Annotated in this window: 14 protein-coding genes; 6 read left to right on the forward strand and 8 right to left on the reverse strand. The window is 40.2% G+C overall.

The genetic code is table 11. From position 1 onward, the window contains the following. Positions 1-3: 3 nt before the first annotated feature. Entirely contained in the window at positions 4-333 is a 330-nt protein-coding gene (locus MSWHS_RS18700) for a hypothetical protein (protein WP_052722780.1), read from the reverse strand. Positions 334-1,101: 768 nt separating this feature from the next. On the opposite strand from MSWHS_RS18700, the gene MSWHS_RS21850 reads away from it, so the two are divergent. Then, positions 1,102-1,608 carry a hypothetical protein gene (locus MSWHS_RS21850; RefSeq protein WP_048130047.1) on the forward strand — a complete coding sequence of 169 codons (507 nt, stop codon included), beginning with the start codon at positions 1,102-1,104 and terminating at the stop codon, positions 1,606-1,608. Positions 1,609-2,972: 1,364 nt separating this feature from the next. Next, positions 2,973-3,767 carry a CPBP family intramembrane glutamic endopeptidase gene (locus MSWHS_RS17805; protein WP_048130049.1) on the forward strand — a complete coding sequence of 265 codons (795 nt, stop codon included), beginning with the start codon at positions 2,973-2,975 and terminating at the stop codon, positions 3,765-3,767. 135 nt (positions 3,768-3,902) lie between these two features. Here MSWHS_RS17805 and MSWHS_RS17810 read toward each other — a convergent pair whose 3' ends face one another. From MSWHS_RS17810 to MSWHS_RS17820, 4 genes are all read right to left on the reverse strand, one after another. Next, the gene (locus MSWHS_RS17810; RefSeq protein WP_048130050.1) at positions 3,903-4,325 is read right to left on the reverse strand and encodes an HI0074 family nucleotidyltransferase substrate-binding subunit; all 423 of its coding nucleotides are present in this window, start codon (positions 4,323-4,325) and stop codon (positions 3,903-3,905) included. Beyond that, entirely contained in the window at positions 4,313-4,624 is a 312-nt protein-coding gene (locus MSWHS_RS17815; protein ID WP_048130051.1) for a nucleotidyltransferase family protein, read from the reverse strand. Before MSWHS_RS17815 ends, MSWHS_RS17810 begins: the two co-directional genes overlap by 13 nt. A 132-nt stretch (positions 4,625-4,756) precedes the next feature. Then, positions 4,757-4,897 carry a hypothetical protein gene (locus tag MSWHS_RS20760; RefSeq protein ID WP_156151256.1) on the reverse strand — a complete coding sequence of 47 codons (141 nt, stop codon included), beginning with the start codon at positions 4,895-4,897 and terminating at the stop codon, positions 4,757-4,759. 49 nt (positions 4,898-4,946) lie between these two features. Continuing rightward, positions 4,947-6,014, reverse strand: coding sequence for a potassium channel family protein (locus MSWHS_RS17820; RefSeq protein ID WP_156151257.1), 1,068 nt, complete (start codon positions 6,012-6,014; stop codon positions 4,947-4,949). Positions 6,015-6,326: 312 nt separating this feature from the next. Here MSWHS_RS17820 and glyS point away from each other — a divergent pair, with 312 nt between their 5' ends. Continuing rightward, entirely contained in the window at positions 6,327-8,168 is a 1,842-nt protein-coding gene (gene glyS / locus MSWHS_RS17825) for a glycine--tRNA ligase (RefSeq protein ID WP_048159498.1), read from the forward strand. 274 nt (positions 8,169-8,442) lie between these two features. Beyond that, positions 8,443-10,899 carry a DEAD/DEAH box helicase gene (locus tag MSWHS_RS17830; protein ID WP_048130055.1) on the forward strand — a complete coding sequence of 819 codons (2,457 nt, stop codon included), beginning with the start codon at positions 8,443-8,445 and terminating at the stop codon, positions 10,897-10,899. Positions 10,900-11,129: 230 nt separating this feature from the next. On the opposite strand, the gene MSWHS_RS17835 is transcribed toward MSWHS_RS17830, so the two are convergent. After that, positions 11,130-11,312 (reverse strand): hypothetical protein, encoded by a 183-nt coding sequence (locus MSWHS_RS17835; protein ID WP_156148227.1) that lies wholly within the window; start codon positions 11,310-11,312, stop codon positions 11,130-11,132. Positions 11,313-11,671: 359 nt separating this feature from the next. Between MSWHS_RS17835 and MSWHS_RS20765 the strand changes: the two genes are divergently transcribed. Beyond that, on the forward strand, positions 11,672-11,860 hold the full coding sequence (locus MSWHS_RS20765) for a hypothetical protein (RefSeq protein ID WP_156148228.1): 189 nt from the start codon (positions 11,672-11,674) through the stop codon (positions 11,858-11,860). A 408-nt stretch (positions 11,861-12,268) separates the two neighbouring features. Here the strand turns inward: MSWHS_RS20765 and MSWHS_RS17845 are convergent, their stop codons facing one another. Then, entirely contained in the window at positions 12,269-12,886 is a 618-nt protein-coding gene (locus tag MSWHS_RS17845) for an Sjogren's syndrome/scleroderma autoantigen 1 family protein (RefSeq protein WP_048130742.1), read from the reverse strand. 67 nt (positions 12,887-12,953) lie between these two features. Then, positions 12,954-14,198, reverse strand: coding sequence for an IS110 family transposase (locus MSWHS_RS17850; RefSeq protein ID WP_048158748.1), 1,245 nt, complete (start codon positions 14,196-14,198; stop codon positions 12,954-12,956). A 463-nt stretch (positions 14,199-14,661) separates the two neighbouring features. Here MSWHS_RS17850 and MSWHS_RS17855 point away from each other — a divergent pair, with 463 nt between their 5' ends. Continuing rightward, positions 14,662-14,934 (forward strand): UPF0147 family protein, encoded by a 273-nt coding sequence (locus MSWHS_RS17855; RefSeq protein WP_048130057.1) that lies wholly within the window; start codon positions 14,662-14,664, stop codon positions 14,932-14,934. Positions 14,935-15,208 lie beyond the last annotated feature (274 nt).

The following is a 15,208-nucleotide window of genomic DNA, read 5'->3' on the forward strand; positions in this document are numbered from 1 at the left end:
TACCTAATGAGAGAAACTGATTTTACCACAATTGATTTTGAATCCGCTTTGATTGTAAACCAAAGTCATAAAGTATTTTCCACTTATGAACTTTGGAGGTCTTGCAGACTTATCACCATTTTTCCAGAGTGAGAAGAATGATTTATAATTAGCATCGAGCTTTTTCAACACTGATTGTAATATTTTGGAATATACAATATTGTACTCAGGGAATTTTTCTTTCAATGCTGGAAGCTGATTCTGTTGTTCTACGTACATTACAGTTCTCTGTTCGATTTCCCACACTTCTTTTCTTTCAGCTAAAGCGAAATTATAGAGGCATCCATTGGTCATCGGTTAAGGAGTTTTCTTGCCCGAAAGCTATCGATTTTGTACCATAAATCGACCTCAAACTTTGCCCTCTTTAATAAATCGGCCTCAAACTTTGCCCTCTTTACCTAAAATCGATACTCTGCTCCAGCCTATATTATATTAAAATTTTGAGACTTTTTATTATTTTCTGGTCTTTAGATTTTCCTCTCTAAATCGTACAAAACAGTAAAATTTTAATTATATTTTAATAATTTCTCTATTTATGGGAAAAGGAAACGTCGCAATAGATAAGTCAATGATAAAAACGGTAGTTGACGGTAAAATAATGATTCCTTTGCCAAAAGTTTTGGTTGGAAATCGATACTAACCTATGTTCTCCGTATTATCTCCTATTCATTTTGATGATTGTGGCAATAAATTACATGTGAACTCTTACTACACTCGTTTTATTTTGTCAAGTCACGACACTATAGCTCGCAATGTTACATACTGGTTTTGTCCTGCTTGTAAGAAACCTTTTCATGATCAGATTATTGATGTTCCTGGTTCTGCAAATTACAGTTCTGAACGTTAGGATAAACAAATGAATGTTAGATATGATGGACGATGCAGTCTAAACAATTCTCGACTAATTGGAGAAACATATACATAGGGCTTGATAGCCTTCTGTGGAAGAGCTCCTTGTGCAACTTCACTATGGTTATATGAACAAAAACAAGCAGAACTTTCAAAGCAAGAACTTTTGGATCAAAAAGTTGCCTTTGGCAAAACATTGTATGTTGATGGAGATTGGATCAAAAAAGGCTGGAAAAAAAGTTTGGAAACCTATTGGGAAGATTTCATCAATTAAAAAACGTTAGCAAGAGATATTATGAGGAATTTAACTCTATTGAAGAGATCCCAGATAATGACAGGGTTGTGTACAATGAGATCTGTCAGTTGATCCGTTCTTATACGGCCATCAGTGCTGTTGCATATATTCAAAAGATACGAAAATTTGACTCTAATCTGGAACTTTCAGAAGCGTCTCATAAAGCGATTTCTTATGCAGAAGAGATTTTCAAGAAGAATGTAAACTTCTTGAAAAAAGGTTTTACACCTGAGACGGATAATACAATGAAACAGATATTTTCTTTGATATGTGATATCGTAGACAAAGCAAGACCATTTAAAACCGATAGTGGCCTAACTAATTTTTGTTATAATTTATTTACTTATTTCAACAAACGGTGTTTCAGTACTGGTAAATGGAAAGGATTCTCACCCTTAATGAGGGCAAGATTCCAATATGGATAAAAGTAAAGGAAAAATGGAAACTTAGAACCTAAACTTAAAGTATTCCAGTCGTAGCTATTGAAAAATCCCACAAGAATCAGTTCATCATTGAAGAATATTTAAAACTGTATGACTCTGATTTGATGATACTTTCTTTTAGTTTGAACGTTTATTTTGATCTGAGTTTTGATCTGACAACACTTCTTCTGGTTTGAGAATTTTTCCTTTTATGACTCTAACTGGTTATTTATTTCCAGTTAGCTTTTTGCACCCGAGGATTTTTGAAACAGGCGGGGTATTAGAGGAGGAGGTTTGAGCCACCCTATATGGATTATTTCAACCCCGGGCGTTTTGAAGCCATGTTTGAAGCAAAGCCTCCTTTTCTGCGGATATGATTTATACGGTTATGAAATGGAACCTGACAGACCCGAGCTTTGAAAAAGCATTTTGCCTTAACGTTTGGGGCCTCAGATTTACGGTTCTCATTTTATTTTACCTCTCATTTCTCATTTCTCATTTCTCATTTCTCATTTCCCGTTTCATATGAGTAAAGTTGAAATGCATAAGTCCTGCCATACCAAAAGTGGCAGCCGTCTGTCTCTTTAACTGAACACTGGTATCCCACCGGATCCCCCTTAACATTAGCCTGGATACATTTCGTTCTCAGTAGAAAGCAGACTTTTCGATTTAACCTCGAAAGGAGGCAAACCTGCAGTACCATATTGGCCGCACTTTTAAAGTGCAGTTTTAAAGTACAATTGTTTTAACCGTATATTCATACAGGTGATAAACAGTTAAAGAAAATATTATCACCTTTATTGTTAGAAACTCCAGACTATGGACCCATTCCGCCATCTTCATAATCGTTTCCGTTTGTACACTTTTCTCTTCTATTACAGTTTTTATGATTTCTTTTAAACTTTTTACTAACATTTTACCATTACCCCACTGACAATGTATTCTATCAGACATTACCTCAAAGCATTCTCTGTTTGAAAATGCCCTGTGTATAACGTATTCTACCCAACTCTATCTCAAAAAGAAGCCTTCTGTTTGAAGACATCCTGTATAGTATACACTATCCGACGTAATCTCAAAGAGGCATCTTCATATTGAAAATGCCATATTTACCCCACCGACTCTAGCTTTAGAAACTTGTGATATTAAAAGCTGTTGAGCTTGTATAAGAGAATTATATATGAACACCCAAATAATATCCAGACTCTCCAATGAACGTTTCAGGCATCAAACAGGAGAAAAAAGCTGAGTATTAATAGTAAAGAAGAAGAGGTCACAAAAACAGTACACACCCGTATTGTAATGCACACCTGGCGCAGAGATCAAGCTTTCAAAAAGTATTTATCATAATTCAAAACATTATTTTCATGAAAAACGGAACCTTTGACCATCCCTTTTCATTAAAAGTCTATTTGTTAATTGTTTTTGCTCTTTCATGGCCTTTTCAGATTGCCTACCCATATTTAGGGGAAGCCTTCAAACCTCTCCTTTTAGTATCAATGATCATGGTTGCTGTCGGCACTTATATTGCCGGCAAGTTTGTATTCAGGGATGGGTTTGAAAATGCCGGCTGGCAATGGGGCAAACCCAGGCATTATGTATACGCTTTTGCACTGGCATTATTTTTGTGGGTTTTCCCGAGAGTAATTGAACAGCTGCTGGGAATATATAAAGCTCCTCAAGAAGTAAGCCCCACAACTATTCTGGCTGGGTTTTTACTTAGCTTTACAATCACGCTTATTCCGGCTTTTGGAGAAGAGTTCGGTTGGCGTGGATATTTGTTACCCCGCTTATTTGCTCGATACAGTACCCGCCGCGCACTACTTTTGCATGGTTTTATCACCTGGGTCTGGCACCTGCCAGTTTTAGTTGTGATGGGACTGAAAATGACGGGTAATCCTCTGGTTTCAGTGCCCCTTGTTATGCTTATCAGTTTAATACCGACAATTATGCATGCAGTTGTATTTGCCTACATCTGGTCAAGCACACAAAGTTTAGCTGTAGTGACTGTGTATCACGCCGCATTTGATGAAGTCCGTGATACCCTTGAAGGATCGGTTGGTTTAGGCCCGCTTTCACAAAACTGGCAAATGCTAATTCTTACTATTTTAGGAATTGCACTATTATGGAAAGCAAAATGGAAAACGAGGCAGCTTCAATAGCTGTCTCAAACCTGTCATGTCTCACACCTCAGCGCGGCCAGAGCGCAAAACCCCTGAAAAAACAAAAAACAGAGAAATCATCCCCATTCAAAGAATCAAAAAACAAATCCCAACCGGATTTTTACAACTTTATTTTTATTTTTCTGCCGGGCTCCCCGGAAAGTCCAGCTCTATTTTTTCAACAACCCGCCTGCAAACCTCATCCATAAGTTTCCAGTAATCCTTTATTTTGCGATAGATTTCTTCCGCGACGTCCTCATGGTAAGTGTGAGATGTGAGATTTCTGTCATCCACCATTTCAAGAATTTTTACGGTTTCCTCTTCAGAAAGAAGACCAACCTTGAAAGCTTCCTTGAAACAGGACTTGGGAGAGTTGCAGATGATTCCTTCTTGAATATCAAGGTAGCCCTTAACGACTTTCCAGAAGACCTCAGAAGTATATTCAAACCTCTGGATAGCCGCATCCCTAACTATTACTGAAAAAGGTTCTTCTGTGATAGCTTTTAAAGTTCTGAGTGCTTTTTTGGCGTATTCGATCCTGAGCTTTAACGTGTCCATACGACCCCTTCTCTTAGCGCTTTGTTTTTAAAAACTTCCGAAACCCGGGAAAGATCTACAACATCAACTGTATATGGAATATTAAGGTCCTCAATTCTTTCTTTTAAGAAAACCAATTTTCTCCGGTCAAAATGTTTCCCGGGAATGATCCCAATGTCTATATCAGAGACCCGACTAAAATCCCCCCTTGCCCTGGAACCGAAAAGTACGACAATAACATTTTCTTCTTTTAAAGTTTCAAAAACAAGGAATTTCAGATCCTTAATGCTTTTTTGATAGATAGGGGAAAGATTGCTCATCTAGTATTCATTTAAGGGTTTTCAATACTTGAATTTAATGTTAGTCACAGACAATTTTCAAGTCCAACTCAAAATGTACCTAAACGACTCGCAGACAAATCCCTCATGGACACAGAGATAGTCTTTCAGGAGCTACCAGAAGATTTCGACGCTGCACTGGAACCTGAGCAGAGTGGCATCGCGGATGATTGGAGAGTAAGGTTCGGAGAGGAATTCGTGGAAAGAGATTAAGGATTTTGTTGTGAGTTCGAGTTTGGAGTTAAGGTTTTGCATTGATCATTCTTTGATGTCTGTTTGCTTAAAATTATCTGAACTTCCTGAATTAGGGCCTGATAGTCACATTCATTAAAGTTACCAAAAACAAACCTAGAGTCAACCAGCCCAAAAATCCTTCAATCGGATACCAATCTCCATACCCAATTGTAGCAAAAGTAACCATGCTGAAATAAAAGGCATCAGAAAAAGTTGTTTTTTGAATTTCACCTTCATTATTTTCCGTCATATTATCCTTCTCTTCTTTTAATCGAGAAATCCCATTTCCCCCCCAGTAAAGCAGAGAAAATAATAGAACTATTCCACCACCTAAACCAAATGCACGAAAAGGTTTCACACCATATCCGCAAGTAAGCCGCATAAAAATATCCCCCCATTTTGGGAACGAAATCCATGGCCATTCTGTTTGGAACAAAATCCACGGCTTTTCCGCTTGACGGTGTTTTCGATATTGGAAATAAGCAGCATCTGCATCACCAAATTGTTCAAGATTCCTAAAATTGCGAACTAATTTAACATAAGTTAATCCATCAAAAACAAGTGAATTTTCTAAGGAATCCCAACTAACCCGCATTTCTTCGAAATCAGTATTATTTAATGTAACTTCTTTGAACTGAGTACCTAAAAAATCGACAGTGTCGGTAAAAGTAGCTTCATCGAAGAAGGCAGAATCGCCAAAAGTAGCACCCACGAAGGTGGCAGAATCGCCAAAAGTAGCACCCACGAAGGTGGCAGAATCACTAAAATTTGTACTTATACAATTAGCTGTAGAAGAGCAATTTACGTCAACAAAAAAGAAGGACTTTTTAAATAGTGCATTTGAAAAATCAAGATCATTCTCAAATATTGAATTATGAATTTTAATATTACTCTCAACAACCTTTAAATCTTTATTTCCTCCATAATATCTCCATTTTTCCTCATTAAAGGCTCCAAATTCCAATGATTCATTATACCTTGGATTTGGAACAGTTTGAAGTTCTATTTCACTTAAATCGAGTTCTCCAATTATTCGACAGTCTGTAAGATTTACATCATCTCCATTTTCAATTTGTTTTAAGATTTCACTAGCCTGAACTTCTCTACTATATTCGGCTGCCAGACTGACCATTGACATGGAAGTAAGCACTAAAAATGAAAAAATAGCCCAAAAAAAATAACTTTCAGAACCTCATCAGAATGTCTTTTGATATTGTACATATTAAATTTTGTGAAATGATCTCAATAAGAATTTATCAAAACTTTCAGTTTGATTTTCCAGAGATATTATTATTCTCGAACTTTCTCCACAATCCCCTTCACACCCTCAACCCGCCCCAGAGCAGTGCAAATTTAATATAATGATTTCCTTTATCCATCTAATATTTCGGACAAATTAAGAATTTACAATTACCCTGTATCCCCCAATCAATTTCACGAGGATTATAAAATGGACAAGTACGAGAAGGTATTCGAGCTGGCAAAACGCCGCGGCTTTTTGTGGAACTCCTTTGAGCTGTATGGCGGAAGCCGTGGGTTTTATGATTACGGGCCGCTCGGGAGCACGTTAAAGAGGCGGATTGAGCAGATCTGGAGAGAGTTTTACGTCATTCAGGAAGGGCATATGGAAATCGAGTGCCCGACAATAGGGATTGAGGACGTTTTTGTTGCATCCGGACATGTCGGAGGTTTTTCGGACCCTCTCTGCGAGTGCAAAAAGTGTGGAGAAGCTTTCCGGGCGGACCATCTGGTGGAAAACGTCACGGATGCGGCAGGAACCCTGAGTGCAGAACAGCTCACAGAGGTCATAAAAGAAAAGGGGATCACCTGTCCTGAATGCGGTGGAGAATTCAACGACGCATATGAGTTTAACCTGATGTTCAAGACCACAATCGGGCCCGGGACTGGAAGACAGGGTTACCTCAGGCCGGAAACGGCGCAGGGGATGTTTGTGGACTTTCAGAGGCTGTCCCGCTTTTACAGGGATAAACTGCCTTTTGGGGCAGTACAGATCGGCAAGTCCTACAGGAACGAGATCGCACCAAGGCAGGGCGTAATAAGGCTCAGGGAATTCACGCAGGCTGAGTGTGAGATCTTTGTTGACCCCAGGAACAAGAAACACCCCAACTTCGACCGTTTTGCGGACAGGGAACTTATGCTTTATTCGCAGGAGGCACAGCAGCAGGGTGAATCTTTCAGAATGACCGTGCGAGAGGCTGTAAAGGCTGGAGTCATTGCTCATGAGGTTCTCGGCTACAACATCGCACTCACAAACGAGTTCCTGACAAAGGTAGGTATCGACCCTGCAAGGCTCAGGTTCAGGCAGCACCTGAAAGACGAGATGGCGCATTATGCAATCGACTGCTGGGACGCCGAAATCGAAACGGACCGCTTTGGATGGGTGGAGATTGTGGGAATTGCCGACAGGACGGACTATGACCTCAAAGCCCATACAAGAGTCAGCAAGACCGAGCTTTACGTTTATGTGGAATACGACGAGCCTAAAATGGTTACCCGCTTTGTCGTGAAGCCAAATATGGGCAAACTCGGCCCTCTCTTCAAGGGCAAAGCAAAAGCCGTTTCAGATGCCTTAAAACAGCTTTCTGAAGCAGAGCTCTCGCTCTCAAAAGATCAAATCAAAGTCACCGTAGATGGGGAAGAATTGACAATCAGCTCCGATGTGGTGGACTTTGCTGAAGAAACCGTAAAAGTCAGCGGAGAAAATGTCATTCCTCACGTTATTGAACCTTCCTACGGTATAGACAGGATCTTCTACGGCGTAATGGAACATGCCTTTGACGAAGAAAACGTTGCCCAGAAGGCAGCCGAATCCAGACTTAAAGGCACAGGAGAAGCAAAAGAGACAGAAAAGATAGAAAAAGAACCCGAAACAGCAAAGGGTGAAGGAGAAGGCGAAGAGGAAACCCGCCTTGTGATGCATTTCTCAAGTGCAGTCGCTCCTGTACAGGTTGCAGTCCTTCCCCTCCTGACCCGTAAAGAGCTTGCAGACCCGGCAAAGGAAATTGTTGCAAAACTCAGGGAAAAGAACCTGCTTGTCAATTACGATGACTCCGGGACCATCGGGCGCCGCTACAGGAGAAACGACGAAATCGGAACTCCTTACTCAGTTACCGTGGACTACGACACCCTTGAAGATGGGACCGTTACAATCAGGGACAGAGACGCCATGCGCCAGGTCCGGGCTCCTATCGAAGGGATCGAAAACGTGCTATACGAATTGATCTACAGAGGCAGAAGCTTCGAATCCGCAGGCAAGCCCTTTAACTTTTAAAATAAAGGATACTGCAATTCCTGAGCTGCGGGTTAAAAATCCTGCAGCAAAACTTTTATTTTTTATTACAGATTAATATTACTTTTTTAGAATTGAATTAGAGCTTTGAAACAAAATAACCTTGAAACGGAATAGGCTGAAAAAAGATTTACCTGAAATAAAATAATCCTGAAATAAAATAATCCTGAAATAAAATAATCCTGAAATAAAATAATCCTGAAATAAAATAATCCTGAAATAAAATAATCCTGAAATAAAATAAATCTGAAGCAAAATGACCGAAAGTCTTTTTCCTGATAAACAGGCATGTATGAAACATCCATTGATAAAGCCCGAAACAGTTGAGCAGAGGCTTTACCAGCTTAACCTTGCAGGAAAAGCCCTGGAGGGATCAAGCCTGGTTGTACTCCCCACAGGGCTTGGAAAAACCATTATAGCTCTTTTTGTAATTGTTTCCAGGCTCCAGCGTTTCGGGGGAAAAGCCCTGATCCTTTCTCCTACAAAACCTCTTGTAGACCAGCATGCCGCCTTTTTTAAAAAGGTGATGACCCTTCCCGAAGAAGAGATTCTGGCTTTTACAGGCAGCATTGCCCCTGCTGAGCGGGAAAAGCTCTGGGCACGGGGGAAGCTGATAGTATCTACCCCCCAGGTGATTGAAAACGACCTTCTTACGAAACGGATCAGCCTTGAAGATGTAAGCCACATCACCTTTGATGAAGCCCACAGGGCAGTCGGAAATTATGCTTATACCTTTATTGCGGAAAAGTACTTTGAGAGCGCAAAAAATCCCCATGTGCTCGGAATTACTGCAAGTCCGGGCAGCTCGGACGAGAAAATCGCAGAGGTTTGCCAGGCTTTACATGTTGAAAACGTAGCTGTGAAAACCGAGAAAGACAGAGATGTTCGCCCTTATGTGCAGGAAAAAGAAATAGAATGGCTCCAAGTTCTGCTTCCTGCCGAAATGGCTGAAATTCGGGGCTATCTTGAAAAGATCTTCGATGATCGGCTGAAAACCATAAGAGAGCTGGGCTTTTCTGCAGGCAGTGGAAAATACATCTCCAAAAAAGACCTCCTGCTTCTCCAGAAACAACTTCAGGGTGAAATCCGTATAGGGGGAGACCCTGCAATATTCTCTGCCATGTCTGTGGTCGCGGAGATGATGAAGGTGAACCACGCTGTGGAAATGGTGGAGACACAGGGGCTTGAGACTCTAAGAAAATACCTGGAGAAATTGGAGGCTGAAGCCTCTTCCAGCAGTGCGAGCAAAGCTGCAAAACGGCTCATGGATGATCTTTACATGAGAAAAGCCCTGTACAGGGTAAAGGAATGTGATGTAGAACATCCTAAACTCGAGCTTTCACGGAAGATCGTATCCGAACAGCTGGAAGAAAACCCCGATTCCCGGGTAATTGTGTTTACCAACTACAGGGACACTGCCGAAATAGTAGCAAATGCCCTTTCTAAGGCTCCGGGAATTGTCCCTATTCGTTTTGTGGGGCAGGGTTCGCGTCATAAAGACAAAGGACTTACGCAAAAGCAGCAGGTGGAAATCCTCGAAAAATTCAGGGCAGGGGAATACAATGCCCTTGTAGCCACTTCAGTTGCTGAAGAAGGGCTTGATATCCCTTCCACGGACATGGTTTTATTTTACGAACCCATCCCCTCGGAAATCCGCAGCATCCAGCGCAAGGGCAGGACCGGCAGGCAGCAAAAAGGTAGAGTAATTGTGCTTGTGACAAAAGGCACGCGGGACGAAGCCTATTACTGGAGCAGCAAAAATAAGGAAAAAAGGATGCTTAACAGCATGCATGGGCTTGAAACCATCTTTACCCCAAAAGCTTCAAAGAAGAGTGCAGAACTTTCGGATTTCGAAAGCCGATCCTGTACTTCAGACTCAAAGTTGAAAATAGAAGAAATCGAAATGGAAAACGAGGATGAAGACGAGAACGGCATCAATATCAGTTCTGAGAATCTCAGGAAAAACGCAAAAGAGAGGCAACAAACCCTGGTAGACTTCGAAGCTCTTTGCGGAAAGAAATCTGAAAATAAATCGGAAATATCCGGAAAAGAACCCGAAACCGAGCCTCTCAGAATAGTGATTGACCACAGGGAGACGAAATGCGGAGTTGCAAAGACCCTGGACAGGCTCGGGATGGAACTCAGCTTTGCGGCTCTCGAAATCGGAGACTACGTGGTAAGCGACCGCCTTGCAGTAGAAAGAAAGCGCACGGATGACTTTGCAAGTTCTCTGATCGACGGAAAACGCAACCTTTTTGCCCAGCTCTCTGACCTTGCGCGAGTGTACGAAAAACCTGTCCTGATTATTGAAGGGGAAGATCTTTTTACTTCCAGGCAGATCAACCCGAACGCTATTTACGGTTCACTTGTATCCATTACAATCGACTTTGGAGTATCCATCCTTAATTCCAGAGATGAGGCAGAAACAGCTTCTATTTTGAAACTACTCGCAAAAAAGGAGCAGACAGAAAACAAAAATGAAATCAATCCTCACGGAAAGAAATCTGCCAGCACTCTTGCCGAGCAGCAGGAATACCTTATTTCTTCTATTTCGAATATCGGGCCAAAAGCCGCAAGAAACCTCCTTTTGCATTTCGGCTCGGTAGAAGCTATTATGAGGGCTAATATTGAAGAGCTGAAGAAAGTAAAACTAATAGGACCAAAAACAGCAGCCAAAATCAGAGAAATCCTCGAAAGTTCATATAAAGGGTAATTGTACGAAAACAAAGTAAAAGAATGTAAAAGAATAAAAAATAAATTTTCCCAAGATTCAGGCTGAAAAAGATATATTATGATAATAGGAGGATATCTGGCAACAGCATTTGAGGAAAACTGCATACTAAAGCCTGAAATAACAGTACTCAACCTGTAGTCTCCGGGAAAAAAAATCGTTTTTTAATGAGGAATCCCCAGAGGAATTCCTGCGAGAAAAAACCTGTCCTATCAATACCTTTTGACGTTGCAGAGTGTTTTTTCAAGATGCTGCCTGTGAACTGTACATTTGGGCTCAGGCAGTACACCAAGAAAGATGAAAACCCACCCTAAAGGGAAGAGAAGGATCATCGCTCCAAGCATCCTCAAAAAGGTAATCAGACATGAAAGCAGGTCTCTGTATATCTCTCGCATGCTTTCATCACCTCTCAATATACATTCATATGGTCATAAATATAAACACTCCTAAAAGAAATTTACGATAAATCATGATAGATTTGATAGTTTCAAAATACCGATTTTCAAAAAAATGGAGGAATCCTTAACGATAAATAATTATGGAAAAAACCTCCTTTCAGATCACCTTGCTTAAGTTAACGGAGTTAAGATTAAAAACAGCATCACATGAAGAAGAAGCCCACTTATTTAAAAAACATCTTCTGTAAAAATTGAAACCAGAAAAGTAGATTCCTGTAATCAAAAAGTGTAAAACTGTAATGAAAGATCAGGAAATATGAAATAAATAATCGCTATTTGATATATAATAGATATATATGGAGATTAAAATTAAAATACTAGTATATGATGGGGAGAAAAGCCTTAAAAATATCCTGGACAACAAAATCGACATTGGTTGGAGTTTGCCGCAGGCAGGGGAGAAAAAGGTTACACCTCCAGACCAGAGTTTACTGAGAAAAAACTTCGGGTTTTCAGGGAAATTCCTGCCAGTCGGGGCATACTAAACTTAGTAAAGGCGGAAACGGAACAGGGAAATCCAGATCCTTTGGAACAGGGAAATCCAGATTCCTCAAGCAAATCTTCAGAAGAACTGCCTTCTCCAGATTTTGTCTGAAAAATATCTTTAACCCTGCATATTCTTAGCAGTATTTCTACCTATTGTTAGCTTGAATTGATCTTATTTCTGGCTCGCCCATCCCTGCCCCTGGCTATTTCAACCCTGCCTATAATTAGATATTTCCTGCCTGCAATTAGATATTATATCTGCCTGCAATTAGATATTATATCTGCCTGCAATTAGATATTATATCTGCCTGCAATTAGATATTATATCTGCCTGCAATTAGATATTCCCTGCCTGCAATTAGATATTCCCTGCCTGCAATTAGATATTCCCTGCCTGCAATTAGATATTATATCTGCCTCAGCCGCTCTATCAAACCAATACCTTTTTCGACCAGGTCGAACTGCTCAGCAATGCTGCGAGAGTTCTTTTCATCCTGAAGAGAAGATGCAATACTGACCATCTTTTTAAAGAGAAGGTTTTCCAGCACCTCGCAATCTCCATGAGTTGTAGAAACCGTGGATGATTCTGTTCTTTTTCCTGCCCGAACTGCAGAGGCGGCCTTAACTTCAGGAACCGTTTTTCTTACCTCTTCAGCCTCATAAGGGGTCTCAGGAATCTCTTCTTCGGCAAACTGAGAAACTTCATCTTCTTCCTCTCTGGTATCGGGTGTTTTTTGCCCTAACCTTGCTTTCTGTCTGCGTGCCTGTACTTTCTTTCTGGTCTCAAAAGAGTACCTGTCTCTCTCAGTAGAAGAGCTGGCTTCTGGAGCCTGGACTTCTGCCACAGGTTCGGGAGCCGGAGTTTCTTCCGTTTCTTCCCGGACATCACAGATAGGACAGATTACCGTGCCCTGGTAACGAAATTTTGGGGCTCCGCAGACTTTGCAGTGTTCGGCGAGCATTGTGCCCCCGAGTTCCAGGAAACGGGCTATTCGCTTTACTTTTTTGTCTTTGTCAGAATCCATATGCCTAACCGTCCTTTTTGCACAGTTTATCACTTATTTAGCATGAAAGTATATGAGGAGATCTTCCTCACGTACTCTCTCTTTCGTCATTTCTCGCAATTACATATATTTCACTCATTATTTTGATCCTTTCATCAACTGAGAATATCTCAGTCTCAACTATCTTTCTCTTTTGAATTTCCCTCTTTTTATATCCAGTTTCATCTTCATACATCTCCTCGTTTGTGATCAGATGCCATATGATTGTTGCAATTTTTCTTGCCAGGGCAATAATCGCCTTTGAATGCCCAATCGACTTCTTTTTTCTGTTGAAAAACTCTTTTAACCTGCTATTTTTCGTTCTTGCTGCTGCCTGAGCAATCTGTGTTAGAATCCACCTTGCTTCCTTAGATCCTCTCTTAGTGATTCTTCCGTTGTGGTATTTATCCGCTGATTGGTACACATTCGGAACCAGTCCAAGCCATGAAGCAAGCTTATCCCCTGAAGAAAAATCTTTGAAATCACCTATTTCAGCAATAAGAGTTGCCGCTCCAAGTTCTCCTATTCCTGGAACAGACATCAAAATTTCCATTTCTTGCTTATGATTTCTATACGCATAATTGAAAATTTCTTTTTCCAAAATTTTTATTTCATTGTCAAGATGCTTTATGATATCCAGACAGATCTGAAGCCTGAATGCAGCACCCTGAGAGATTTCTCTGTCCAGAATTTCCCTTATCTGATCACTTTTTTTACGAACATTTGGGGAAAGGCTTGCAATAATCTGGTCAACGCTTTTACCTGAACAAATTCCTGCTAAAATTGTTCTACCACTCTTACCAAAAATATCTGTTAGCACATTCTTCAGATTAAACATTTCAGGTGCGAGTATGGCGTGAGCTTCATTTTTTATATCTGTTCTTTTTTGTACAAGGTTATGGCGAAGCCGGATACATGAACGAAATGTTCTATGGTTTTTTGGGAAAACTCTTGATGGTTGAACCATATTATTCAATGCAAGTTGTGCGATGAATTCGGAATCGATCTTATCTGTTTTTTTGTGTGTAAACGCCTTCATATCTCGGGCATTTCCAACTATAACAGGTAGATGTTTTATCAACGCATCATAAATCGGAACCCAAAAGTCACTCGTTGATTCACAGGCAACAACGTCACATTTCTCTGATATAACCCAGTTTTTAAAAGCTAAAATTTCGTCAGGGGTTCTATAGAAATATTGTTGTTGTTTTTCACCAGATCTACTGAGGATTGTAGCAATGAAAAAGAGTTTGTGAATGTCTAAACCACAAGCTTTGTTAATGACTTCAACCAATTTAGATCACCAAATTAGATCACCAAATTAATTTGGGCAGTAGAATTGCCTCAAAGGCCAATTTAGCATCCGTGATCAAAGTCACATTTGAGCCTTCGATGGCAATTCACTGGTTAGTTTTATCACGGCTTCGAAGAACCAAAATAAGTACAACCTTACTGCCTAAGAGAATGATGAGGTTGATAGGTAAAAAAGGTAAGGAAAAAAAGTACTTTCATTTCTTTGTGCCTGTTATTCGAAGAATTTCATATGCGTTTTATAATATTTTTCCTGTAGCTCCCTCTATATGAAACTACCTTTACCACGCACAAAGCAGAAAAATGTCTGTGCCAGGAATCGCAAAGAGAAGACATCGACACAATCAGGCTCATGGATTACCGATAATATTTTATATAACAAGCCTGTCTTACACTAATTTATAAGCTCTAATTTTTAATCATAATTGACTGCGAAGGTGATTCAGATGTCATCAAATGATTCAGCAGAAGTTATCAGACAATGTCTTCATGTCCTTGACAGCATAACCAGTGACTCTTCAGTTCCAAGAAATATCAGGCGTTCTGTGAATGAAATCATGGATATCCTGAACAAAGAATCCGAACCTCTGTTCCTTAGAGCAGCATCAAGCATTTCCATTCTCGAAGATATAAGCAACGACCCGAACCTTCCTCTGCACACCAGGACTCTGATATGGAATCTTTCAAGCCAGCTTGAAACCATTCCAGTAGATGAGTAAAGCCAGAGACAGCAAAAGAATTTTTCTAATCCTGTATAAAAAGGATTTTGCCCGAGAGCGTCTTAAAAAAGAATTTAGCTCCCGGGAAGAAAACACGCCCAGATTCGTTTCTTGAAACGCTTCTGTTAAAAATCCCGAACTTCATAAAATTCTAAACAAAAAGCTGAAAAGAAGCTACTTGGTAATTTTGATAGTCGTTTCCAGCTGATTTTAGAATTAACTTTGAAAAAGAGGGATGTCGATGAGGTAAAAACCTTTTTCATCTTTTTTATAA

The organism is Methanosarcina sp. WWM596, from assembly GCF_000969965.1.
GTDB lineage: Archaea > Halobacteriota > Methanosarcinia > Methanosarcinales > Methanosarcinaceae > Methanosarcina.